Below are 24,908 nucleotides of genomic sequence, written 5' to 3'. Positions count from 1 at the left end.
CCGTCACAGCGAGCGCAGCGAAGCAATCCAGAATCCTTCCGCGGTGACAGTCTGGATTGCTTCGCTTCGCTCGCAATGACGAGCAGGAAACTGTCATGTCCATTCTCGAAAACACCATTTCCCCCGGCAGCGCCGCCTACCACGTCAACCGTGACGGCATGCTCGCGCTGATCGACCGCATGCGCGCGCTGGAGGAGCGCACGCGCGCGGCATCCGCCGCGGCAAAGGACCGCTTTCACAAGCGCGGCCAGCTGCTGCCGCGCGAGCGCGTCGCGCTGGTGCTCGATCCCGGTGCACCCTTTATTGAGCTGTCGACGCTCGCCGGCTACATGTTCGATGTGCCGGATGCGGCCAAGAGCGTGCCCGGCGGTGGCGTCATCGCCGGCATCGGCTTCGTTTCGGGCATCCGCTGCATGGTCAGCGCCAACGATGCCGGCATCGACGCCGGCGCGCTGCAGCCCTACGGCCTCGACAAGACGCTGCGGGTGCAGGAGCTCGCGCTGGAGAACAAGCTGCCTTACGTCCAGCTCGTCGAGAGCGCCGGCGCCAATCTGCTGCGCTATCGCGTCGAGGACTTTGTCCGCGGCGGCAACATCTTTCGCAATCTCGCACGGCTGTCGGCGACGGGGTTGCCGGTCGTCACCGTCACGCACGGTTCATCCACCGCCGGCGGCGCCTACCAGACAGGCCTCTCCGACTACATCGTCATGGTGCGCGGCCGCACCCGTGCGTTCCTCGCCGGGCCGCCGCTGCTGACGGCTGCGACCGGCGAGATCGCGACCGAGGAAGAGCTCGGCGGCGCCGAGATGCACACGCAAATCTCCGGCCTCGGCGACTATCTCGCGGAGGACGATCGCGATGCACTTCGGATTGCGCGCGAGATCATGGCGGCGCTGGAATGGGAGCGGCCGGGCAGGGCGCCGTCAGAATTCAAGCCGCCGCGCTACGATCAGGACGAACTGCTCGGCATCATGCCGATGGACCACAAGCGCTCCGTGGACATGAAGCAGGTGATCGCGCGCATCGTCGATGATTCCGACTTCACCGAGATGGCGCCGAACTACGGCCCGGCGACCGTCTGCGGCCATGCCCGCATCGAGGGCCGGGCGATCGGCATCATCACCAACAATGGTCCGCTCGATCCGGCCGGCGCCAACAAGGCGGTGCATTTCATCCAGGCCTGCTGCCAGACCCGCACGCCCATCCTCTACCTCAACAACACCACCGGCTACATGGTCGGCAAGGCCTATGAAGAAGCCGGCATGATCAAGCACGGCTCCAAGATGATCCAGGCAGTGACCTCGGCGACGGTGCCGCAGATCACCATCTATTGCGGCGCCTCGTTCGGCGCCGGCAATTACGGCATGTGCGGGCGCGGCTTCCATCCGCGCTTCTGCTTCTCCTGGCCCAATGCCAAGACCGCAGTGATGGGCGGCGAGCAGGCCGCCGAGACCATGGCCATCGTGACGGAAGCCGCCGCCGCGCGCCGCGGCAAGCCGGTCGAGAAGGACAGGCTCGATGCGATGAAGGCGCAGATCGTCGGCGTGTTCGACGGCCAGATGGACGTGTTCTCGACCAGCGCCCGCGTGCTCGACGACGGTGTGATCGATCCGCGCGACACCCGCGCAGTGCTGTCCGAAGTGCTCGCGATCTGCCGCGAGGGCGATTCGCGCACGCCCCACCGCATGCAATTCTCGGTGGCCCGCCCATGAGGAACGGATCAGTGCAGCACCGGCCGTTCTTCAAGATCCTAGTCGCCAATCGCGGCGAGATCGCGCTGCGCGTGATGCGCAGCGCGCGGCAGCTCGGCCTCAGTGTCGTCGCCGTCTATTCGGATGCGGATCGCGATGCGCTTCATGTGCGGCAGGCCGATCAGGCGGTGCGGATCGGCGAAGCCCTGCCGGCGCAATCCTATCTCAACATTCCCGCGATCATCGCGGCGGCCAGGGTGAGCGGCGCGGATGCTGTGCATCCCGGCTACGGCTTCCTGGCCGAGAACGAGGAGTTTGCGCAGGCCTGCAAGGATGCCGGCCTCGTCTTTATCGGCCCGTCGCCGCAGGCGATCGCGGCCATGGGCAACAAGGCCGGCGCCAAGGAGATCATGAAGAAGGCCGGCGTTCCTATCGTTCCCGGCTATCAGGGTGCCGACCAGGGCGACGAGGCCATGCTCGCGGAAGCCAAAAAGACTGGCTTCCCCGTGATGATCAAGGCGGTTGCCGGTGGTGGCGGCCGCGGCATGCGGCTCGTGACCAGCGCCGCATGCTTCGCCGATGCGCTGCGTAGCGCGCGGTCGGAAGCGGAGGCGGCGTTCGGCGATCCCACCGTCATTATCGAGCGCGCGATCCGCAATCCCCGGCACATCGAGATCCAGGTGTTCGGCGACAGCCACGGCAACGCCATCCACCTCGGGGAGCGCGACTGCTCGGTGCAGCGGCGGCACCAGAAGCTGATCGAGGAAGCGCCATCGCCCGCGGTGACGCCGGAGTTGCGTGCGAGAATGGGTGAGGTCGCCGTCGCCGCCGTGAAGGCGCTGCGTTACGAGGGCGCGGGCACGCTGGAGTTCCTGCTGGACGAGCGCGGCGAATTCTATTTCATGGAGATGAACACGCGCCTTCAGGTCGAGCATCCCGTGACCGAAGCGATCACCGGGCTCGATCTGGTCGAGCTGCAACTGCGCGTCGCGCGCGGCGAGCAGCTCACCGTGAAGCAGCAGGACGTCAAGTTCGCAGGTCATGCCATCGAGGTGCGGCTCTGCTCGGAAGATGCCGCGCAGGATTTCATGCCGCAGTCCGGCCGCATGGCGCGCTGGCAGGTGCCTGATGGCATCCGTGTTGAGCACGCGCTGCAATCAGGCTCGGAGATCCCGCCGTTCTACGATTCCATGATCGCCAAGGTGATCAGCCACGGCGCCACGCGCGAGGAAGCGAGAGGGCGGCTGATCGTCGGCCTGGAGCAGCTCACGGCGCTTGGTGTGACCACCAATCAGGCGTTCCTGATGTCGTGTTTGCGCCATCCTGGGTTTACCAGGGGGGAGGCGACGACGGCATTCATTGGCACGCATCGCGAAGAGCTGCTCGCGCCGCGCGCGGACGCCGCATTCGATACGGCGCTGGCGGGCCTGCTGCTCTACGTTACAAATCCGCGCGCGCCGTCGTGGCGCAGCGGCCGGAGCTTGTCGGCAACGTTCCCGCTCCCGGCGAAAATCGAGATCGCGGGTCACGTGCTTGAGCTCGACGTCACGCGTGAGCGCGATGGCAGCTACACCGTCGCCACCGGCGGTCGCCAGGACAAGTTCGAGATCGAGCAACTCGATCCTGACACGATCCGCTTCCGCCACGATGGCGTGATGGACAGCGCAAAATTCCTGCGCGACGGCGATCGGCTCTACCTCCAGCACCGCGGCATCCCGCTCGCGGTGACCGATCTAACCCTCGCCGCGCCGAAGGCCGCAGCAAGCAATGGCGGCGACGGCAAAGTCCGCGCCGCGATGAACGGGCGCGTCGTCGCTGTTTTGGTCAAGCCGGGCGACCGCGTCACCGCGGGCCAGCCGGTGATGACGCTGGAGGCGATGAAGATGGAGCACGTCCACAAGGCTGGCATCGACGGCGTGGTTTCGGCGATCGACGTCGCCGAGGGTGAGCAGGTCACGACGGGCAGGATCGTGGCGGAGATCGGGGTGTAACTTTCTCGTGTCCCGGACGCGCGAAGCGCGAGCCGGGACCCATACCTCAGCGCGTTCCCGTGTGGCCCTGGGTCCCCGCTTTCGCGGGGACACGAGACTTAGGCACTTCGCCCCGTTCCCTCATTCAACAAGCACGCCACCTGATGCCCGTCGCCTGCGTCCATCAGCACCGGCCGCTCCGTTCTGCACCGCTCCATCGCAAACCGGCAGCGCGTGTGAAACGCGCAGCCGGGCGGCGGATTGACCGGGCTCGGCACGTCGCCGTCGACCAGCGGCGCGAGCTTCTTCGCCAGCGGATTGGCGACCGGCACGGAGGCGAGCAGGGCCTGTGTGTAGGGATGGCGCGGGTTGCGGAACAGTTCGTCCTTGCCGGCGATCTCGACGATGCGGCCGAGATACATCACCGCGACGCGGTGGCTGATATGGGCGACCACGGCGAGGTCGTGCGCGATGAAGAGATAGGAGAAGCCGTGTTGCTTTTGCAGGTCGATCAGCAGATTGATCACCTGCGCCTGGATTGAGACATCGAGCGCGGAGACAGGTTCGTCGCAGACTATCAGGCGCGGGTCCAGCGCGAGCGCCCGCGCGATGCAGATGCGCTGGCGCTGGCCGCCGGAGAATTGATGCGGAAAATTGCGCATCTGGTCGGGCCGGAGGCCCACCTGCTCGAACAGCTTTTCGACGCGCGCCTCCAGCGCCTTGCCGGCGCCGAGGCCATGCACGGCGAGCGGCTCGCCGACGATATCGCCTGCAGTCATGCGTGGATTGAGCGAGGCGAACGGATCCTGGAATACGATCTGCATCGAGCGACGATGCGGCCTGAGCTCCGTCTTGGAGAGATGGGTGATGTCTTCGCCGTCGAGACGGATCTGGCCCGATGTCGGCTCGACCAAGCGCAGCACGCTGCGCGCCACCGTCGACTTGCCGCAGCCGGATTCGCCGACGAGGCCGAGCGTCTCGCCGACACCAACCGAGAAAGAGACACCGTCGACGGCATGCACCGTGCCGACCTGCCGGCGCAACACACCGGCGCGCACGGGATAATGCTTCATCAGATCGGTGACTTCGAGAAGCGGCCCGGTCATGCCACCTCCGCCACTTCGGCTGCACGCCAGCAAGCGGCGAGATGGCCGCCGCCCCAATCTGCAAGCGGCGGGTATTCGGCCTCGCAGCGCTTGATTGCGAGCTTGCATCGCGGTGCAAAAGCGCACCCCGGCGGCAGCCGCACCAGCGACGGCACGGTGCCGGGAATTTCGTTCAGCCGCTCCTGCGCGGCAACACCAGAGGCCGGCACCGCGGGGATCGAGGCCATCAGTCCGCGCGTGTAGGGATGTTTTGGCGCCGCGAACAGCGCCTCGACACTGGCTTCCTCGACCTTGCGGCCCGCATACATCACGATCACGCGCTGCGCGGTCTGTGCGACGACGCCGAGGTCATGCGTGATCAGCACGAGGCCGGTGCCGAGCTCCTTCTGCAGATCGAGGATCAGCGCCAGAATCTGTGCCTGGATGGTGACGTCGAGCGCGGTGGTCGGCTCGTCCGCGATCAGCAAAGCCGGCCGGCACGCCAGCGCCATCGCGATCATCGCACGCTGGCGCATGCCGCCGGAGAGCTGATGCGGATATTCCCGCGCGCGCCGCACGGGCTCAGGGATGCGCACCAGCCGCAGCATCTCGACCGCGATGGTCTGCGCCTCCTTCGAGGATACGTTCCGGTGCAGCCGCACCGCTTCCACGATCTGGTCGCCGATCCGCATCACCGGATTGAGCGAGGTCATCGGCTCCTGGAAGATCATGGAGATGCGATTGCCCCGGATCTTGCGCATCCCGGCTTCGTTCAGCGCCAGCAGATCGGAGCCTTCGAGCGTGACGCTGCCGCCGACAATGCGCCCGGGCGGATCGGGCACCAGCCGCATCAGGGAGAGCGCGGTGACGCTCTTGCCGCAACCGGATTCGCCTACGATTGCGAGCGTCTCGCCACGGCTCACGGTGAAGGATACGTCGTCGACCGCCTTGAACAGGCCGGAGTTGGTGAAGAACACCGTCTTCAGGTTCTTCACCTCGAGCACGAGATTGGAGGTGTCAGTCATCAGCCGCGCTGCCGGGGATCGAGGATGTCGCGCAGGGCGTCGCCGAACAGATTGGCGCCGAACACGGCGAGGCTGATCGCGATACCCGGGAAGATCACCAGCCACGGCGCGGTGCGGACATATTCGGCGGCGGATTCCGACAGCATGCGGCCCCATGACGGATAAGGCTCGGGAATGCCGAGACCGAGGAAGGAGAGCGAGGCTTCGGTCAAAATGGTTGAGCCGAGCTGGGCGGTCGCGAGCACGATCAGCGGCGCCAGCGTGTTCGGCAGCACGTGGCGAAGCGCGATCCGCGCCTCGCTCATGCCGATCGATTTCGCTGCCTCCACGAACGGTTGCTCGCGCAGCGCCAGCGTGTTGGCGCGGGTGACGCGTGAGACGGTCGGGATCAGCGGAATGGCAATCGCGAGGATGACATTCGGCAGGGATGGGCCGAGTGCCGCCGTCATGATCAGGGCCAGAACCAGCAGCGGCAGCGCCTGCAAGATGTCGGAGACGCGCTGGAACACGAGATCGACCCAGCCGGAGAGATAGCCGGAGGTCAGACCGACGATCACGCCGATCGTGCCGCCGAGCGCGGTCGAGCCGATCCCGACCGCGAGTGAAATCCGCGCGCCATGGATGATGCGGCTGAACACGTCGCGACCGAACGAATCCGTGCCCATCCAGTGGACGAGACTCGGGCGCATCAGCGCGTGGGCGGAATCGACGGTCAGCGGATCATAACGTGCGATGAAGTCGGCAAAGATCGCGGTGAGCACGAACACGATCATGATAGTAAGGCCGGCCGCACCCAGCACATGCCGCTGCGCCAGAAAGAGCACGCGCCGCCAGCCGACGGTCGCATGTGCGCCGGCCCGCCTCAATTCAACGTCAAAATCGATCGCGGCCATGTCGCTACCTGCCCCCTCGCCCCGCTTGCGGGGAGAGGGTTGGGGTGAGGGGGAGTCTCCTCGGGGGTGGTGAGAGATGGACTCGCGGAGAGTCCCCCTCACCCGGATTGCATCTGCGATGCAATCCGACCTCTCCCCGCAGGCGGGGAGAGGTGAGGAGGGCTACGCGCACTCTGCGAGCAAAGATCATCCAATCAATCCGTGTATCTGATACGCGGGTCGAACACCGCGTAGAGCATGTCGACGATGAAATTCGCGCTCACCACCACGACGGCAATCAGCATCACGAGGTTCTGCACGATCGGATAATCCCGCCAGCGGATCGCCTCGACCAGGAAGCGGGCGACGCCTGGAATGTTGAACACCGTCTCTGTGACGATCAGGCCGCCGATCAGGAACGCCGCTTCGATGCCGATCACGGTGATGACAGGCAGAATCGCGTTCTTCAGCGCATGTCGGTAGTTCACCGCGGCGTCGGAGGCGCCCTTGGCGCGGGCGGTGCGGATATAGTCCTGTCGCAGCACCTCCAGCATCGAGGATCGCGTGATGCGCATCGTCAACGCGGCGCTGCGGAAGCCAACGGCGGCCGCGGGCACCGCATAGGTCGCGAAAGCTTCGAGCCACGTGGCCGGATTGGGGTTGAAGATCGGGATCTGGCCGAACATCGCCACCGAGGCGGTGAGGATCAGCAGGCCGAGCCAGAACGAGGGCAGCGACAGTCCGCTCAAGCTCACCACACGTAGCGTGTAGTCGAGCCGAGTGCCTTGCTTGACCGCGCTGATGACGCCAAGCGGAATGCCGATCGAGGCCGAGAACAGCAGCGCGAGGCCAGCGAGCCGCGCGGTGATCGGAATCCGCGGCAGGATCTCCTGAAGCGCCGGCTTCTCCGAGACGTAGGAGTAACCGAAGTCGCCGCGCAGGAAGCCGCCGATCCAGTGCAGATATTGCACTACCAACGGCTGGTCGATGCCGAGCTCCTTCTCCAGATTGGCCTTGTCGGCGGGATCGACGTAGCCGGCCGCCGCGAACAGGATGTCGACGATGTTGCCGGGCACGATGCGCAACAGGAAGAAGATGACGACCGAGATCCCGAACAGGGTCACGAGCATCAGGAACAGGCGCCGCACCAGATAGGCAAACATCACCCGCCTCCGTCGAGCCTGCTAGTCGTTTGCCTGGCTTGCGCTACTTGTCCAGCCACACGTCCTCGTAGCGAAAGCCGTTGTAGGAGCTGTTCGACATGATCGTGACCCCCTTCACATAAGGCTGCCAGCAGGTGCCGGCCCGCGCATGGAAGATGATGGGGCGGGCCACGTCTTCCTGTAGCTTCTTGTCGATGTCCCAGACCAGTTGCTTGCGTTTGTTAACGTCGGTCTCCTGCGACTGCAGGTCGAACAGCTTTTCGATCTCCTTGTTGCAGTAATTGGTATAATTTCGCTCGGAGCCGCAGGAATAGTTCTCGTAGAATGACTGGTCCGGATCGTCGACGGCGTTGCCGGTCAGATTGAGCCCGAGCATGTAATCCTTCCGCGCGACTTTCGGGAACCAGTTCGCGGTCTCCACCACGTCGAGCTCGCCGTCGATATAGATGCTCTTGAGTTGGTCGATCAGGATCACCGCGGGATCGCGATATTCCGCGAGATTGCGCGTCGAAACCTTCACCGCGAGATGCTTGTCGGGGCCGTAGCCCGCCTTCTGCATCAGCTTCTTCGCTTCATCGCGGTTCGCATTCACGTCCGGGCCATAGCCCGGAATGGTTTCAAGCCTGTCCTTGGGCATGCCCCAGATGCCTTGCGGCGGAGGCAGCATAGTGCCACCGATATCGGCCTGGCCTTCGAACAGGATGTTGACGAAGGCCTTGCGATCGAGTGCCAGCGCCATCGCGCGGCGGATGTCAATGTTGTCGAATGGCGGCGCGGTCGAATTGACGATGATGTTGGTCGAAACGTTGGTCGGTTCGACGACGCAAACTGCGTTCGGCGCCTGCGATTTGATATCCTTGAGGAGCGGGATGGTGATATGTGTCGGGAAGGTCATGTCGAACTTTCCGGCGACGAAGGCAAGAATCGCGGTCGAGCGGTTGGTGATGATCGTGTACTCGATGCCGTCGAGATACGGCAGTCCCTTCTTCCAGTAGTCCGGATTTCGAACAAGCTTGATCGATTCATTGGCCTTGAACTCGACGAATTTGAATGGCCCGGTCCCGATCGGATGGGTGCGCATCTCTGCCGGCGAGACATGGCAGGGATAGACCGGCGTGTAGCCGGAGGCGAGCATCGCCAATAGCGAGGGTTGCGGCCGCTTCAGGTCGAAGGACACCTCGAAATCGCCATTGGGCGTGACGTCGTTGACCTCGCTGTACCAGGTCTTCCGTGGATTTTGTCGAAGCTTCTGCTGCGATTTTCCCATGAGCAGATCGAAGGAGCATTTGACGTCAGCCGATGTGAATGGCTTGCCGTCATGCCACTTGACGCTCTGGCGCAGCTTGAACGTCAGCTTCTTGTAGTCGCCGCTCCACGTCCAACTCTCGGCCAGCTCCGGCCTGATGCTGTCAGGACTGTTCTGCGCCATGTGCTGGTCGTAGATGACAAGATTGTTGAACACTCCCATGAACGGCACATTGACCGAATAGGTCGCACCCTCAAGGATGGAGGCGTTCGCCGGGCTGTCGCGGTGGTACATCCGCAAAATGCCGCCCTGCTTGGGCTCGCCGGCGAAGCTCGCGGTCGAAAACGCCAGCAAACATAGCGCCGCCCTCGCGGCGAGCGCCCACACGCTCCGCATCCTCGGTCTCCCTGGACATCGGCCTTTTGTGGCCGTTTGTCAGGACGATAGCGACGCGCGCCGAGCGAGGCAACCGGCAAGGCCGCTTGCTCTCTTGGCAATTCGGATGACGAAAGGCCGCAGGGGTGTTTCTCTCACAAGGTGAGAAAGGTTCCTCCGCTCACATGATCCGTGACGTCTTGTTGCCCCAATACCGGTCCCGCAGCAGCCGCTTGTAGAGTTTCCCCGTCGGCAGGCGCGGCAACTCCTTCTCGAAATCGACTGACCGCGGCACCTTCTGCCGCGACAGCGATGCCGCGCAGAAGGCGATCAACTCCTCGGCGAGCGCCTCGTCGGGCATCACGCCCGGCATCGGCTGCACCACCGCCTTCACCTCCTCGCCGAGATCGGCATTGGGCACGCCGAACACCGCGGCATCCGCGACCTTCGGATGGGTGATCAGCAGATTCTCGCATTCCTGCGGATAGATGTTCACGCCGCCGGAGATGATCATGAAGGTGGCGCGGTCGGTGAGATAGAGGAAGCGATCCTCGTCGACATAGCCGACATCCCCGACCGTGCTCATGCTGCCGTCGGCCGAGCGCGCCTCCCTGGTCTTCTCCGGGTCGTTGAAATACTCAAACGGCGATCCCGTCTTGAACCAGACCTGGCCGGGCGTGCCGGTCGGGCACGGCTGCATGTTCTCGTCGAGAATGTGGAGGTCGCCGAGCAGCACCTTGCCGACGGTGCCGCGGTGGCTAAGCCACTCCTGGCTGTTGCAGGCGGTAAAGCCGAGGCCTTCGGTCGCGCCGTAATATTCGTGGATGATCGGCCCCCACCATTTGATGATGTCGTCCTTCACCAGCGCCGGGCAGGGCGCGGCGGCGTGGATCGCAATCTCGAGCGATGAGAGGTCGTAGCGGCCGCGTACGTCCTCCGGCAGCTTTAGCATCCGCGAGAACATCGTCGGCACCAGCTGGCTGTGGGTGATGCCCCATTGTTGCACGAGCTGGAGGTAACGCTCGGGGTCGAAATTCTCCATGATGACCACGGTGCCGCCCATGCGGATCGTCAGATTGACGGCAGCCTGCGGCGCCGAGTGATAGAGCGGCGCCGGCGACAGATAGACCATGCCCTCGCGGTAGTGCCAAAGTTTGGTGAGGAAGTCGAACAGCGTCAGATTGTGCTTTGGCGGCTCCTCGGGAAGCGGGCGAATAATGCCCTTGGGGCGACCCGTCGTGCCCGACGAATAGAGCATGGAGGTGCCGAGCCACTCATCCGCAATCGGCGTCTTCGGCAGATCGGCGGTGACATCCGCGAGCCCAACGATGCGGTCACTCTCGCCGGGGCCATCGGCGACGATGCAGAGCTTGATGTCGGGGCAGGCCTGGATTGCCTCCCGCGCGATGTCGAGCTTTGCAACGGACGTGATCAGGATCTTGGACTGGCTGTTGACGAGGAGATAGGCGAGCTCGCCAGGCGTCAGGAAGGAGTTGATGCAGGTGTAGTAAAGCCCCGACCGCTCGCCGGCGCCGCAGGCTTCGAGATAGCGGGAATTGTTCTCCATGAAGATCGAGTAGTGATCGAGCCGCCTCAAGCCATGCTTGCGAAGCAGATGCGCGAGGCGATTGCTACGTGCCTCCAGCTCGCGATACGTGACGGCCTCGCCCGTCGCCGCCATGATGAAGGCGGGTTGCAGCGGGCGTAGACGGGCATGCTGACCTGGATACATCAGTCCTCCGGCTTGAAAATCATGCGGCGAGAAGCAGGATTTCGCGCACCTGCGCCGGGCTCTCGATCTTGCGCGGATTGCGCGGGATCCAGTTCGTGCGCATCGCCTGCTCGGCAATGGCGTCGAAATGCTCGGGCGAGACGCGGACGTCGGCGAGGCTGCGCGGCATGCCGAGCGAGCGGATGAAGGCATCGAGCACGTCGGCGGCGTTGTGGCCGGGGAAGCCCATGGCGGCGGCGACGATCATCTGGCGCTCGGCATTGTCGCGCGCATTCCAGCGTATCACCGCCGGCAGCATAATGCAGGAGGTGTAGCCGTGCGGTACGTCGAAGGCGGCACCCAGGACATAACCGATGCCGTGGCTCGCCCCCATCGGCACGCCGGCGGCGAGCGCGCCCATCGACAGCCAGGTGCCGATCTGCGCATCCATCCGCGCGTCGAGATCGGCGGGATCGGCCTTCACCCGCGGCAGCGCATCGGCGAGCATGGCGAGGCCCTTCACCGATTGCGCGTCGGCATAAGGGTGGGTCTCGCGCGAGCAGATTGCCTCGACGCAGTGATCGATGGCGCGGATGCCGGTCGAGAGAAACAACCATTCCGGCGTGTGCACGGTGATGGCGGGATCGAGGATTGTCGCGCGCGGCACGGCGAGCGGATGCCGCAGCATCTGCTTCACATGCGTGCTGCGGTCGGTGACGCCCGCGATCGACGAGAACTCGCCGCCGGCAATCGTGGTCGGCACGCTGATCTGGCGCACGGTCGGCGGCGTCATCTCCGGTGCGACGCCCTTGTGCACGCGGATACGCTCGATGCCGTCGATATCGTCGATGCCATTGGCGAGGCAAAGCTGCACCGCCTTGGCGCCATCGGTGATCGAGCCGCCGCCCACGGTGACGATCAGGTCCGCGCCGGCCTGGCGCGCCGCATTGGTGGCCGCGATCACCGCCTCGCGCGGCGTGTGTGCCGGCATCGCGTCGAACAGCCCGGCGCAGCGGGCGCCTAGCGCCTGGACGATTTTTGCGATCTCGTCGGTCTGCCGGTTCAGCGTGCCCGAGACCATCAGGAAGGCCCGAAGCGTCCCCAGCCGGTCCATCTGCGCGACAACGGCCTCAGCCGCCGGATGGCCGAACACGACCTCCTCGATCGCGCCGTAAACGACACGTCCCTGATGCACGCCTGTCCTCCCCGGACAATTCCGTCTTGTTTTGTAAGGGCTAATCTAGCCGAGCCCGCCGCCCCCGTCATGTGCGAAGATGCTGGTCTCTTTTCTCTCCCTCTCCCCGTTCTTACGGGGAGAGGGTTGGGGTGAGGGGCTGTCTCAACAATCGCGGTGGCAGTCGGACTCGCGGAGGCTCCCCTCACCCGGATCGCGTTCGCGATCCGGCCTCTCCCCGCAGGCGGGGAGAGGCGAAGAAGGACCTGTCAACCCGTCATCCGGCCAGGGCACCGTGCCGAGCATTGCCCGCGCTTTGGTCTTGAAGAGTTCATGATCGCCACCCATCTTGTGGCGCCCGCGGGTCAGCGAGTACCCTGCAATTTCCGCGGCTTTGATGCGAGGACCTGGGATGACTGGACCGGACGGAAGCGAGCAATCTGTCAAAACGCACGATTTCGTTCAGCCCCGGCCTTATGCCATAGCCGGCCTTCTCGCAGCCGCGTTCGCGCTCAGTGGTTGCGGACAACCGGCCTCGCAAGCGGCCGCGCCGACACCTCCGCCGGTGACGGTCGCCCAGCCGGTCAAGCGCACCGTCACCGATTGGGACGAGTACACCGGCCGGTTCGAGGCGGTCGAGGAGGTGCAGGTGCGCCCCCGCGTCGGCGGCTTCGTCAACTCCGTCGAGTTCCAGGACGGCGCGATCGTGCATCAGGGCGACCTGCTCTATGTGATCGACCCGCGCCCGTTCGAGGCGGTGGCCGAGCAGGCGGACGGCCAGCTCTCCGACGCCCGCGCCAAGGTGGAGCTCGCCAAGCGCGAGCTCGATCGCGGCCTGAACCTGGTCCAGACCAGCGCGGTGTCCGAGCAGGTCGTCGACCAGCGCCGCCAGGCCCTGCAGGCCGCGCACGCCGCCGAGACTCAGGCCGAGGGCGCGTTGAAGGCGGCCCGGCTTAACATCGAGTTCACCCATGTGACCGCGCCGCTCACCGGCCGCGTCAGCCGCCATCTCGTCAGCCCCGGCAATCTCGTGCAGGGCAGCGACACTGGCACGTCGACGCTCCTGACCTCGATCGTCTCGCTCGACCCGATCTACATCTATTTCGACATGGATGAGACGACCTTCATCAAATACAGCAGGCTCTGGTTCGAAGGCCGCCGTCCGAGCTCGCGCGACACCGCGAACCCGGTGCAGGTGACGCTGGCCGGTGAGACAAAACCGTCGCATGACGGCGCCATCAACTTCCTCGACAATCGCCTCGATGTCTCCACGGGCACGCTGCGCAGCCGCGCCGTGGTCAAGAACACCGATCTGTCGATCCTGCCCGGCCAGTTCGGCCGCGTCCGCCTGATCGGCAGCGCGCCCTATGAGGCGCTGCTGGTTCCCGACGTCGCGGTCGCGACCGACCAGTCGCGTAAGATCGTGTTCGTGGTGAAGCCCGACGACACCGTCGAGGCGCGGCCCGTGGTGCTGGGGCCGCTCGATGACGGCCTGCGCGTGATCCGCGAAGGGTTAAAGCCGGAGGACCGCGTCATCGTCAACGGCATCCAGCGCGCCCGCGTCGGCGCCAAGGTGGCCCCGTCTGCCGCTCAGGCGCCGGCAGGTGCCAAGGCTGGTGACAAGTCATGAATCTTGGCCGTCTCTCCATCAACCAGCCCATCCTGGCGATGGTGCTGTCGATCGTGCTCCTGATCGTCGGCGCGCTCGCCTACTCCACGCTGCCGGTCTCCGAATATCCGCAAGTGGTGCCGCCGACGGTCGTCGTCACCACGCAATATCCGGGCGCCTCGGCGCAAACCGTGTCCGACACGGTTGCCGCGCCGATCGAGCAGCAGATCAACGGCGTCGAGGACATGCTGTATCTCTACAGCCAGGCGACCTCGAACGGCCAGCTTACCATCACCGTGACCTTCAAGCTGGGCACCGATCTCGACAAGGCGCAGGTGCTGGTGCAGAACCGCGTCGCGATCGCGCAGCCGCAGCTGCCGGACGAGGTGCAGCGCAACGGCGTCGTCACCCGCAAGAACTCGCCTGACATTTTGATGGTCGTGTTCATGCTGTCGCCCGACGACACGTTCGACCAGCTCTACATCTCCAACTACGCGCTGCTCCAGGTCCGCGACCAGCTGCTGCGCATCGACGGTGTCGGCGACATCCAGATCTTTGGCGCACGCGACTATTCGATGCGGCTGTGGCTCGATCCTGATCGCATTGCCAATCTCGGCCTGACTTCGACCGAGGTGCTGGCCGCGATCCGTGCGCAGAACGTGCAGATTGCGGGCGGCCAGATCGCCGAGCCGCCGATCGCCGACCGGGCCTTTCAGCCCAACCTCGTTTTCACCGGACGGTTGAAGGACCAGAGGCAGTTCGAGGACATCCTGATCAAGGCCGGCTCCGATGGCCGCACGGTTCGGCTGCGCGACGTCGCCCGCATCGAGCTCGGCGCGCTGGCCTATTCCACCAACAGCTTCCTGCTGCGCAAATCCGCGGTCGCCATGCTGGTGACGCAGCGGCCGGGATCGAACGCGCTCGCGACGGCAAAGAACATCTCCGACACCATGACGAAGCTCAAGGAGAGCTTTCCGAAGGGGCTCGACTACAATATCGGCTACAATCCGACCGAGTTCATCGCGCAGTCCGTCCATGAGCTGATCAAGACCATCTACGAGGCCATGCTGCTCGTGGTGGTCGTCGTGCTGGTTTTCCTGCAAGGATGGCGGCCTGCGATCATCCCGATCATCGCCATTCCAGTGTCGCTGGTCGGCACCTTCGCGGTGATGGCGGCGCTCGGCTTCTCCATCAACAATCTGACGCTGTTTGGTCTCGTGCTCGCCGTCGGCATCGTCGTCGACGACGCCATCGTCGTGGTCGAGAATGTCGAACGCCATCTCGAGCACGGCTTGAGCCGGCGCGATGCCGCGCTGAAGACGATGGAGGAGGTCGGCGGCGCGCTGGTCTCGATCGCACTGGTGCTCTGCGCGGTGTTCGTGCCGACGGCGTTCCTGGGCGGCATATCCGGGCAGTTCTTCCAGCAATTCGCTGTGACCATCGCGGTTGCGACCGCGATCTCCTGCTTCTGCTCGCTGACGCTGTCGCCGGCGCTGGCCTCGCAGATTTTGACGCCCCATGAGGAGAAGCGGCCCCCCGCCGCCTGGAATCTGGTCGCGCGCGGCTGGAACGCCTTTACGGGAGCCTTCAACCGCGTGTTCGACCGGTTGGCACACGGCTACGCTGGTGTCGCCAATTTCGTGATCCGGCATTCGGTGGTGATGATCCTGATCTATGTCGTTCTGATCGGCAGCGCAGGATGGCTGATCGGGACCACGTCGCAGGGCTTCATCCCCGCGCAGGACCGCGGCTACGTCATCGTCTCCGTGCAATTGCCGGGCGCGGCGTCGCTGGCGCGGACCACCGAGATCGTGCGCGAGATCGAGCGGATCTCGCTGGATACGCCGGGCATCATCCGCGTTGCCGCCTTCGCCGGCTTCTCCGGCGCGACGCGCACGCAGGCCGGCAATGCGGCAGCGCTGTTTCCGGTGTTCGATGAGCCAGAGGCGCGCATCAAGAAAGGGCTGACGGCGAACGCCATCACGGCGGAGTTGCGCAAGCGTCTCGCCGCGATCCAGAGCGCGTTCATCATCGTCATTCCACCGCCGGCCGTGCCCGGCATCGGCACCGGCGGCGGCTTCACCATCCGCATCCAGGATCGCCAGGGTCGCGGGCCCGAGTTGCTGGCGTCAGCAACCGACGAACTCGTCGCCGCCGCGCGCAAATCGCCCTTGCTCCTAGGCCCCACGGTGTTCTCGCCGTTCTCGGCCAATACGCCGCAGCTGTTCGTCGACATCGACCGCACCAAGGCGCAGAAGCTCGGCGTGCCCATCGCCAACATCAACGACACGATCCAGACCTATTTCGGATCGACCTATGTCAACGACTTCAACCTGTTCGGCCGCACCTATCACGTCACCGCGCAGGCTGATTTCCCGTTCCGCAAAGAGCCCGCCGATCTCTCGCGCTTGCGCACGCGAAATGCCTCCGGCGACATGGTGATGCTCGGCAGCGTGGTCGACTTTAAAGACGTTTCGGGCCCCGACCGCGTCGCGCGCTACAATCTCTACGCGGCGTCCGAGCTGCAGGGCGAGCCGGCGCCGGGCACCAGCTCGACCACCGCGCTCAACGCCATCAAGAAGCTCGCCGACGATACCTTGCCGAGCGGCTTCACCTTCGAATGGACCGACCTGTCCTATCAGCAGGTCACCGGCGGCAATGCCGGCCTCTACATCTTCCCGATCTGCGTGCTGTTCGTCTATCTCGTGCTCGCCGCGCAATATGGCAGCTGGACCTTGCCGTTTGCGGTGATCCTGATCGTGCCGATGTGCCTGCTCGCTGCCACCATCGGCGTGCGCATCATGGGCCAGGACGTCAACATCCTCACCCAGATCGGCTTCGTCGTGCTGGTGGGATTGGCGGCGAAAAATGCGATCCTGATTGTCGAGTTCGCACGCGATATCGAGCTCGAAGGCAAGCCGCGGCTGGAGGCGGTGATCGAAGCCTGCCGCCTGCGGCTGCGACCGATCCTGATGACGTCGTTCGCGTTCATCCTCGGCGTGCTGCCGCTGGTGATCTCGTCCGGTTCAGGCTCGGAGATGCGTCAGGCCGTCGGCGTCGCCGTCTTCTTCGGCATGATCGGCGTCACGCTGTTCGGGCTGCTGTTCACGCCGATCTTCTATGTGGTGGTGCGGAACCTGGCGGAAGGGCGGAACGACGGGAAGCCGAAGGTGGAGGCTGCGGGCTGACAAGCGCCGCTCGTTGCCAATGGCGTATCCACATTCTCGCCGTCGTCCCGGCGAAGGCCGGGACCCATAACCACAGGAATAGATTTGGCGAAGACTCGGAGTTATCAGCTTCGTGCCAAACTTCTCCCTGTGGCTATGGGTCCCGGATCTGCGCTCCGCTTCGCTGCGCTTGTCCGGGACGACAGTGCAGAATGTGGCACCCACCTCCATACTAACGACCTACGCAAAATCGATGGGCAGCGGCAGTCTTCTTCATTACACTCCGCGCGATTTCAAAATAGAACACTGCTGGGAGTTAACAGATGAAATCAGCACTTTTGGCTGCTGTCGCAACGTGGGCCCTTTTGCTGGCCGCGCCGGCCTCCGCGCAAGGCGTCAAGATCGGAATCCTTAACGACCAGTCCGGCGTCTACGCCGATTACGGCGGCAAGTACTCGGTCGAAGCGGCCAAGATGGCGATCGAGGATTTTGGTGGCGAGGTGCTCGGCCAGAAGATCGAGATGGTCACCGCCGATCACCAGAACAAGCCCGACCTCGCCACGTCCATCGCGCGGCGCTGGTACGACGTCGAGAATGTCGACATGATTACGGAGCTGACGACCTCCTCGGTCGCGCTCGCGATCCATGAGCTCTCGAAGGATAAGAAGAAGATCGACATCGTTGTGGGCGCCGCGACCTCGCGTCTCACCGGGGATGCCTGCCAGCCCTACGGCTTCCACTGGGCCTACGACACCCGCGCGCTCGCTGTCGGCACCGGCGGCGCGCTGACGAAAGCCGGCGGCGACACCTGGTTCTTCCTCACCGCGGACTACGCCTTCGGCTATGCGCTGGAGAAGGACACCAGCGAGATCGTCACTGCCAATGGCGGCAAGGTGGTCGGCTCGGTCCGCGTGCCGCTCAACTCCTCGGACTTCTCCTCCTTCCTGCTCCAGGCGCAGAGCTCGAAGGCGAAGATCGTTGGCCTTGCCAATGCCGGCCTCGACACCACCAATTCGATCAAGCAGGCGGCCGAGTTCGGCATCGTCTCCGGCGGCCAGAAGCTCGCCGGCCTCTTGATGACGATCAGCGAAGTCAACGGGCTCGGCTTGCAGGCGGCCCAGGGCCTCGTTCTCACCGAAGGCTTCTATTGGGATCATGACGACCAGACCCGCGCCTTCTCCGAACGCTTCTTCAAGCGCACCGGGAGGATGCCGAGCATGATCCACGCCGGCACCTATTCGGCGACGCTGAGCTATCTCAAGGCGGTGAAGGCCGCCGGCACCAAGGACACTGAAGCCGTCGCCAAGAAGCTGAAGGAGTTGCCGGTCGATGACGCCTTCGCCAAGGGCAAGGTGCTCGAGAACGGCCGCATGGTCCACGACATGTATCTGTTCGAGGTCAAGAAGCCGTCGGAATCGAAGAAGCCGTGGGATTACTACAAGGAACTCGCGACCGTCCCCGGCGACAAGGCGTTCTTCACCGCCAAGGAAAGCGGCTGCCCGCTGACGAAGTGAGGGGGCTTGTGTCCCGGACGCGCTGCAACGCGTAGCGTTGCTGCGCAGAGCCGGGACCCATGCTTCTCCAGGTTTTGCAGCCGGATTGGGTCCCGGTTCAGCGGCGCAGCGTTACACGCTGCACCGCGCCCGGGACACGAGCGCGTGTGATGCCGCGCTTTCACGAGACCAACCTTAGCACCACCGCGCCCAGCGCCCCCGCCCACAGCGCGATGGCGGCGGTGCCCTGGATCGCAAAGCCCGGGCCGCGCTTGGCGGCGGCCTGCGAATAGCCGACGAAATAGACGATGCGGCCGATGATCCAGACCGCGCCGATGCCTGCCGCAATCGCGTCGCTGATATAGATCGCGAACAACCAGAGCGACGGCAGGAAAATCGGCATCCATTCCAGCGTGTTCATCTGGATACGGAAAGCGCGCTCGAAATCGGGATGGCCCGACATCGCCGGCACCTTGATGCCCGTCTTGGTGCGCGACCGCGAGACGTTCATGCAAGTGAAGAAGAAAAACAGGATCGCCAGCAGCGTGACGAGGGCGGTGAGGTGATACATCGCAAATCCTTTTGAACAAGTCGCGGTTCAATAGCCGGTCAGCTCGAGATAGCCAACACCGGCATGCGTGCCGGTAAAGCTGATCGGTCCCTCCCAATAGGAGAAGCCGGTCCCCATCCATGCTCGGGGATTGAGCGGCTTACAGGCAATCGAGAAGGATCGTGACGGGATCGCGATCTGCCACTCGACCGGCAGCTTGCGCCCCGCGACATCGACGGTCGCTTTCGGAGTCATCTGGATGTCGCCACCCGCAATCATCTGCGTGCGGCCGTCGGCACCGATCCAGTTGCCGAACGGATAATCCTTGCCGTCCTTCTGGCGCAGCCGGTACAGCATCAGCTTGTCGCCGGAGGAAAGATGCAGCGACAGCCAGTCCCAGCCGGTCTGATCGGTGTCGAGCGGCTGGCTGCTCCATTCCCGGTCCATCCAGGCCTCGCCGGAGACGTCGACCGGCTTGTCGTCGACGCTGAGGGTGCCGCGCGCACGGTAGAACGGCTGGCTGTAATAGTAGGATGCCTGTCCGCGTTCGGACTTGCGGCTATAGCCGCCGTCGCCCTGCAAGACGACCGGGCGATCCGCTTCAAGCGTGAGCGCATAGTTGAAGTCGGTGCCGGATGCCTTCAGCGTCACCGGCGAGAGGCTGCGATCGTCGGTGCGCTCGGATCCCTTCATCTCCCAATCGTCGATCCAGGCCGCGAGCGGCTTTGCCTCGACGCCGGCCTGACCGATGCCGCCGCGCGAAAACAGCTCGTTGAAGCGGTGCGTGTCGGCGCGCGTCACCGCGGCGTGCGCCATCCAGATCTGCTGATTGGCCCAGCCTTCGCCTTGTGGCCCCGGCTTTGCGGCCTGGCGAAACAGCGTCCATTGCAGCCCGCAAGCAGCGCCATTGCTGTCGACCAGATTCGCCGTCAGATACCACCATTCGATGCGAAACGCCGGATGTGGCCCGTGATCGGCGGGGAAGGCGAACACCTTTCCAGGCGTGACCTTCGCAAAGCCGTCGGCGGCCTCGCCGAGCCCGGCATAGCCTTGCGCATGTGCGCGGCGTGCAAGCGCGAGCGCGGCGATGCCGCCGGCAAAGGCGCGCCGCGAGAGTTTGTCAGCGCTCATTGGCGAACACCTTGACGAGGCTTGCCGGCTGCATCCGCGCCAGCCGCAACACCGGCAGCAGCGCGGCCAGCAGCGAGGCGATCAGCGCGACCGTGACCAGCTCGACCAGTTGCAGCGGAAACACATGGAATGGCAGCCGCCAGCCGAACGCCTTCACATTGACGATCGCGATCAGGCACCACGCCACCAGAAGCCCGAGCGGCACGGCCAGCAGCGACGTGAACAGCGCAACCGACAGCGTCTTGGTCAGCTCGATCGCGGCCAGGCGCGGCCGGGTGATGCCGATCGCCCAGAGCGGCGCGAGCTGCGGCAGACGGGAGTTCGCCAGCGTCAGCAGGCTGGTCAACAGCGCGATGCCGGCGACGCCGAGCGTGAAGGCATTCAGCGCCGACGTCACCGCAAAGGTGCGCTTGAAGATGCGGATCGATTCGGCCTTCACCGTCGCCTGGTCGGCCACGGCGCGGTCGTCGAGCGCGAACTGTTTCTGCAGTGCTGCGATCAAGCCGGGAATCCTGTCCCGCGGCACAATAAGCCCGATCCGCGTCTGCGGCGTTTGCGGAAACTGCCGGATCAGCGCCGCGACATTCACCGCGAGCTGTCCCTTGGGATTGCCGTAATCGGCATAGATGCCGACGATGTCGAGCTCCCAGGTCCCGCCCGGCGCCGGCACCTCGATGACATCGCCGACGCGGACGTTCAAGCGGCGGCTCAGCTGCTCGCTGATGAAGGCGGCATTGCCCGGCACCAGTTGCGTCCAGGCGCGCGGCGCGTTCTCCAGCAGCGGCCAGCGCTCGCGATAGAGCGCGTGATCGGGCAGGCCGAGCAGCTCCACCGGCTGTCCCTGAACCTGCGTCTCCGCGCGCCCGCCCGGCAGGATCGCCTGAACCTCGCTGCGGTCCTTCAGCCAGTTGCGGATAGCCGTGCCTTGCGCATTGTCGGCGGCGCTGATGTAGACGTCGGCGGCGAGCCGTCCATCGAGCCAGCCGACAAAGGTGCGGCTGAACGTCTCCACCATGGTGGATACCCCGACGTTGACGGCGAGCGCAAGCAGCAGCGCCATCAGCGCCAGCGACAATCCGGACAGCTGCTGCCGGCTGTCCGCCCAGAACCACAGCGCCAACGGCCCGCGCGCAAAATGCTGGCCGGCGAGCAGGAGTATCTCGAGGAAGGCCGGCAGGATCAGCGCCGCGCCGAACATCAAGGCTGCCAGCACGCCAAAGCCCGCGATCAGCGATTGCCCGTAATGAAGCAGCAACAGCGCGACCGCGAGCACGGCGCAGGCCGCAACGCTTTGCAGGATCAGCCAGCGCCGCTGCCGCTGCTGCCAGGCGTACGGCTGCGCGGTCGCCAGCACCGGCATCCTGACAGCCTTGATCAGGCTGGTCGCGGCCGCCACAAGCGCGCCCGCGACGCTGATGCCGATCCCGGCGAGCCACCATTCAGGCTTTAACGTGAGCTGCCCCGGAATTTGCGCGCCATAGAGCCCGCGCAGTGACGCCGCCACGTCGGGCAGCAGCGCGGCCGCGATGAAGTAGCCGCAGACGAGCCCGATCAGGCCGGCGACCAGCGCCAGCGCCACCAGCTCGACCACCAGCACCGTATTAACCAGCCGCGCCGAGGCGCCGCAGGCCCGCAAGGTCCGCAGCATCGGCAGCCGCTGCTCGAAGGCGAGGCCCACGGCCGAGTTGACGATGAAGAGGCCGACGAAGAACGACAACAGGCCGAAGGCGGTGAGGTTGAGATGGAAGCTGTCGGTCAGCCGTTCCAGCTCGGTCTCCGCGGTTGGCTCGACCCGCTGCAATTGGTCGCCGACGACACTGGCGAGCTGCGCCGGCTTGCCCTTCGCCTCGCCGATCAGCAGGCGCGACAGCTGATCGGGTTTGTTCAGGAGCCGCTGCGCAACGCCGATGTCGACCACCAGCACGTCGGGCACGAGCTGCGGCTGCACGTGTAGTGGCGGCAGCTTTGCGCCGCTGCTGATCGAGGGCGTCGCGCCGTCTTGCTCGTGCAGATCGTTCAGCGTCTCCTGCGCGACCAGCGTCTGGCCGGGCGCGGCAACGAAACTGCTGAGATCCGCCGCCCCGAGGCGCGGCGCGTTGCCGACGTCAGCCGGCAGCGTCACCGGCTCGATGCCGAGCAGCCGCATCGCGCGTCCATTGATTTGAACCCGGCCTTCCAGCACCGGCGAAACCGGCCAGCCCGCGCGCCGGAGTTTTATGAACAGGTCTTGCGGGAAGGTCGCCGCGTTGGACGCGACCAGCGTGGCCGTGCGCACGCCGCCAAACGTCGCGGCCGCGCGGTCATAGGCGCTGCGGGCCTGCTGGTTGATCGCCTGCACGCCGCTCCACAGCGCAGTCGCCGCGATCAGCCCGATCAGAAGCGTCGCAAACTGCATCCTGTGCCGACGCCAATGGCTGAGCAGCACCGCGAGCACCCACAGCGCGCGTCTCATGCGATCCGCCCCGCATGGAGGACGACGTGACGGTCGAGCGTGCCGGCCAGATGCAGGCTGTGCGTCACCATCAGGAAACCGCAGCCGGTGCGCGTGACGAGATCGCGCGTCAGCGCCAGCACGTCGTCGGCGGTGTCTTCATCCAGGTTGCCGGTCGGCTCATCCGCGAGCAGCAGCAGTGGTTTTGTCGCCAGGGCCCGGCCGATCGCAACCCGCTGCTGCTGGCCGCCCGACAATTGCTCGGGATAGCGCTTGAGCAGGCCGCCGAGGCCGAGCCGCTCGACCAGCTCCCTGGTCCAGGCGGCATCATGCCGGCCGGCGATGCGCGCCTGGAAGGCGAGATTGTCTGCGACCGAGAGACTCGGGATCAGATTGTACTGCTGAAAAACCAGGCCGACCTTGTCACGCCGCAAGCCGGCGCGGCCGGCGTCCGACAACTTGGTGACCTCGGTGTCCTCCAGCCGGATCGAGCCGCCATCGGCGGCATCCAGCCCGGCGATCAGGTGCAGCAGCGTGCTCTTGCCGCTGCCGGATTCGCCGGTCAGCGCGACGCGCTCGCCGGCCTTCAGGTCGAGATCGACGCCACGCAGCACATGGACCGGCTCGGCGGCCGAGGCGAAGGTTTTGGAGAGGTTTCGGATGCTCAGCAAGATCAATGCGCCGGACGGAATTAGCTCAATGCTGCGTAGCACACTTGCCGTGGAAATGCCGGGGTTGCGTTGCCGTTCAAGCCGTTGTTAGCTCCAGCAACGGCCAAATCATAAAAGTGCCAAAAGAACATACGGGGAGAACGATGAGCGCTCAGGGAACGCCCATAGCGGCAAGCAAGACCACGGGGACGGCTGCGGAAACGCCAAAGGGCGCCTGGACGGTCACATTCCTCCTGTTTCTGTTCATGCTGGTGAACTTCGCCGACAAGATCGTCGTCGGCCTCGCCGGCGTTCCGATCATGACCGATTTGAAGCTCGAGCCGGAGCAGTTCGGCTTTCTCGGCTCGTCGTTCTTCTTCCTGTTCTCGATCTCGGCCATCGTGGTCGGCTTCATCGTCAACAAGGTGGCGACGCGCTGGGTGCTGCTGACGCTCGCCGTGATCTGGGCGCTGGCGCAGTTTCCGATGGTCGGCACCGTTTCCTTCACCACGCTCTTGATCTGCCGCATCGTGCTCGGCGCCGGCGAAGGTCCGGCGGCTTCGGTGGCGATGCACGCCATCTACAAATGGTTCCCCGACGAGAAGCGCACGCTGCCGACCGCGATCCTGACGCAGGGCTCGGCCTTCGGCGTCATCCTCGCCGTGCCGATGCTGAACTGGATCATTGTCAACCATTCCTGGCACTATGCCTTCGGCGCGCTCGGCGTGGTCGGCCTGATCTGGGTTTGCGCCTGGCTCACCTTCGGCAAGGAAGGTCCGCTCGAGAACACACAGGTCCTCGCGGCCACAGAGACGAAAATTCCCTACGTCCAGCTGCTCACCTCGCGCACTTTCATCGGCTGCGTGGCCGCGACCTTCGGCGCCTATTGGGCGCTGTCGCTGGGTCTCACTTGGTTCACGTCCTTCATCGTCAAGGGGCTTGGCTTCTCGCAATCGGACGCCGGCTGGATCTCGATCCTGCCCTGGGTGTTCGGCGCCACCGTCGTCATCCTGACCGGCTGGATCTCGCAGGTGATGATGGCGCGCGGCTACACGACTCGTGTCTCCCGCGGCGTGCTCGGCTCGGTGCCGCTGATCATCGGCGGCCTGATCCTGGCGGCGATGCCGTACGCCCCGGGTGTGGGGCTGAAGATCGCGATGCTTGTGGTCGGCCCTGGGCTCTGCGGCGCGATCTACGTCGTCTGCCCGCCGATGCTCGGTGAATTTACCCCGGCCTCGCAGCGCGGCGCGATCCTCGCGATCTACGGCGCGCTCTACACGCTCTCGGGCATCATCGCGCCGAACGTGATGGGCACCGTGATCCAGCGCGCCGGCAGCATGGTCGACGGCTACATGACCGGCTTCACCATCAACGCCGTGATCATGGTCGGCTCCGGCCTGCTCGGCTTGCTCTTGCTCTGGCCGAACACGGAGCGCGCGAGGCTGACGCGCGGTGCGACTCCGCAGGCCGCTGAACCGAAGGGCGTGGTGTCGCTGACGTAAGGGGGCAGTTAGAAGCCGGCCAGAACAAGACCGTCGCCGGGACGACGACGGAATTCGTAGCGA

General features: G+C 65.0%; 17 protein-coding genes. 6 read left to right on the top strand and 11 right to left on the bottom strand.

All coding sequences use genetic code 11. The features are described 5' to 3' along the window. The first annotated feature begins 95 nt into the window (after nt 1–95). Both FXB38_RS11985 and FXB38_RS11980 read left to right on the top strand, forming a co-directional pair. A complete protein-coding gene (locus tag FXB38_RS11985) occupies nt 96–1,712 on the top strand; it encodes an acyl-CoA carboxylase subunit beta (protein WP_148751060.1) in 1,617 nt (538 codons plus the stop codon). Continuing rightward, nucleotides 1,709–3,682 carry an acetyl/propionyl/methylcrotonyl-CoA carboxylase subunit alpha gene (locus FXB38_RS11980; protein WP_148751059.1) on the top strand — a complete coding sequence of 658 codons (1,974 nt, stop codon included), beginning with the start codon at nt 1,709–1,711 and terminating at the stop codon, nt 3,680–3,682. The genes FXB38_RS11985 and FXB38_RS11980 overlap by 4 nt, the downstream gene beginning before the upstream one ends. A gap of 98 nt (nt 3,683–3,780) precedes the next feature. Here FXB38_RS11980 and FXB38_RS11975 read toward each other — a convergent pair whose 3' ends face one another. From FXB38_RS11975 to FXB38_RS11945, 7 genes are all read right to left on the bottom strand, one after another. Further along, nucleotides 3,781–4,767, bottom strand: a complete 987-nt coding sequence (locus FXB38_RS11975; RefSeq protein ID WP_148751058.1) for an ABC transporter ATP-binding protein — start codon at nt 4,765–4,767, stop codon at nt 3,781–3,783. Then, nucleotides 4,764–5,771, bottom strand: a complete 1,008-nt coding sequence (locus tag FXB38_RS11970; RefSeq protein ID WP_148751057.1) for an ABC transporter ATP-binding protein — start codon at nt 5,769–5,771, stop codon at nt 4,764–4,766. The genes FXB38_RS11975 and FXB38_RS11970 overlap by 4 nt, the downstream gene beginning before the upstream one ends. Next, on the bottom strand, nt 5,771–6,664 hold the full coding sequence (locus FXB38_RS11965) for an ABC transporter permease (protein ID WP_187434819.1): 894 nt from the start codon (nt 6,662–6,664) through the stop codon (nt 5,771–5,773). Before FXB38_RS11965 ends, FXB38_RS11970 begins: the two co-directional genes overlap by 1 nt. Before the next feature lie 194 nt (nt 6,665–6,858). Next, the gene (locus FXB38_RS11960) at nt 6,859–7,806 is read right to left on the bottom strand and encodes an ABC transporter permease (RefSeq protein WP_148751055.1); all 948 of its coding nucleotides are present in this window, start codon (nt 7,804–7,806) and stop codon (nt 6,859–6,861) included. A 43-nt stretch (nt 7,807–7,849) separates the two neighbouring features. Continuing rightward, nucleotides 7,850–9,448 carry an ABC transporter substrate-binding protein gene (locus tag FXB38_RS11955; protein WP_148751054.1) on the bottom strand — a complete coding sequence of 533 codons (1,599 nt, stop codon included), beginning with the start codon at nt 9,446–9,448 and terminating at the stop codon, nt 7,850–7,852. Between the two features lie 160 nt (nt 9,449–9,608). Next, nucleotides 9,609–11,159, bottom strand: coding sequence for an AMP-binding protein (locus FXB38_RS11950; RefSeq protein WP_148751053.1), 1,551 nt, complete (start codon nt 11,157–11,159; stop codon nt 9,609–9,611). 19 nt (nt 11,160–11,178) lie between these two features. Continuing rightward, nucleotides 11,179–12,333: an iron-containing alcohol dehydrogenase gene (locus FXB38_RS11945; protein ID WP_148751052.1), complete on the bottom strand. Its 1,155-nt coding sequence runs from the start codon at nt 12,331–12,333 to the stop codon at nt 11,179–11,181. 391 nt (nt 12,334–12,724) lie between these two features. Between FXB38_RS11945 and FXB38_RS11940 the strand changes: the two genes are divergently transcribed. From FXB38_RS11940 to FXB38_RS11930, 3 genes are all read left to right on the top strand, one after another. After that, complete coding sequence (locus FXB38_RS11940; protein WP_187434818.1) at nt 12,725–13,942, top strand: efflux RND transporter periplasmic adaptor subunit; 1,218 nt, start codon at nt 12,725–12,727, stop codon at nt 13,940–13,942. Then, on the top strand, nt 13,939–17,109 hold the full coding sequence (locus tag FXB38_RS11935; protein WP_148751050.1) for an efflux RND transporter permease subunit: 3,171 nt from the start codon (nt 13,939–13,941) through the stop codon (nt 17,107–17,109). The genes FXB38_RS11940 and FXB38_RS11935 overlap by 4 nt, the downstream gene beginning before the upstream one ends. A gap of 302 nt (nt 17,110–17,411) precedes the next feature. Then, on the top strand, nt 17,412–18,602 hold the full coding sequence (locus FXB38_RS11930) for an ABC transporter substrate-binding protein (RefSeq protein WP_148751049.1): 1,191 nt from the start codon (nt 17,412–17,414) through the stop codon (nt 18,600–18,602). A gap of 160 nt (nt 18,603–18,762) precedes the next feature. On the opposite strand, the gene FXB38_RS11925 is transcribed toward FXB38_RS11930, so the two are convergent. The 4 genes from FXB38_RS11925 to FXB38_RS11910 are packed head-to-tail and all read right to left on the bottom strand — an operon-like array spanning nt 18,763 to nt 23,364. After that, nucleotides 18,763–19,152, bottom strand: a complete 390-nt coding sequence (locus FXB38_RS11925; protein WP_148751048.1) for an MAPEG family protein — start codon at nt 19,150–19,152, stop codon at nt 18,763–18,765. 27 nt (nt 19,153–19,179) lie between these two features. Beyond that, nucleotides 19,180–20,262 carry a lipocalin-like domain-containing protein gene (locus FXB38_RS11920; RefSeq protein ID WP_148751047.1) on the bottom strand — a complete coding sequence of 361 codons (1,083 nt, stop codon included), beginning with the start codon at nt 20,260–20,262 and terminating at the stop codon, nt 19,180–19,182. Next, complete coding sequence (locus FXB38_RS11915; RefSeq protein WP_148751046.1) at nt 20,252–22,714, bottom strand: FtsX-like permease family protein; 2,463 nt, start codon at nt 22,712–22,714, stop codon at nt 20,252–20,254. Before FXB38_RS11915 ends, FXB38_RS11920 begins: the two co-directional genes overlap by 11 nt. Next, a complete protein-coding gene (locus FXB38_RS11910; protein WP_148751045.1) occupies nt 22,711–23,364 on the bottom strand; it encodes an ABC transporter ATP-binding protein in 654 nt (217 codons plus the stop codon). The genes FXB38_RS11915 and FXB38_RS11910 overlap by 4 nt, the downstream gene beginning before the upstream one ends. 143 nt (nt 23,365–23,507) lie before the next feature. Here FXB38_RS11910 and FXB38_RS11905 point away from each other — a divergent pair, with 143 nt between their 5' ends. Continuing rightward, nucleotides 23,508–24,845, top strand: coding sequence for an MFS transporter (locus FXB38_RS11905; RefSeq protein WP_148751044.1), 1,338 nt, complete (start codon nt 23,508–23,510; stop codon nt 24,843–24,845). The last annotated feature ends 63 nt before the right edge of the window (nt 24,846–24,908 follow it).

Origin of the sequence: Bradyrhizobium cytisi (assembly GCF_008123515.1) — a bacterium.
Taxonomy (GTDB): Bacteria; Pseudomonadota; Alphaproteobacteria; order Rhizobiales; family Xanthobacteraceae; genus Bradyrhizobium; species Bradyrhizobium cytisi.
This window is presented reverse-complemented; position numbering and strand designations above follow the sequence as displayed.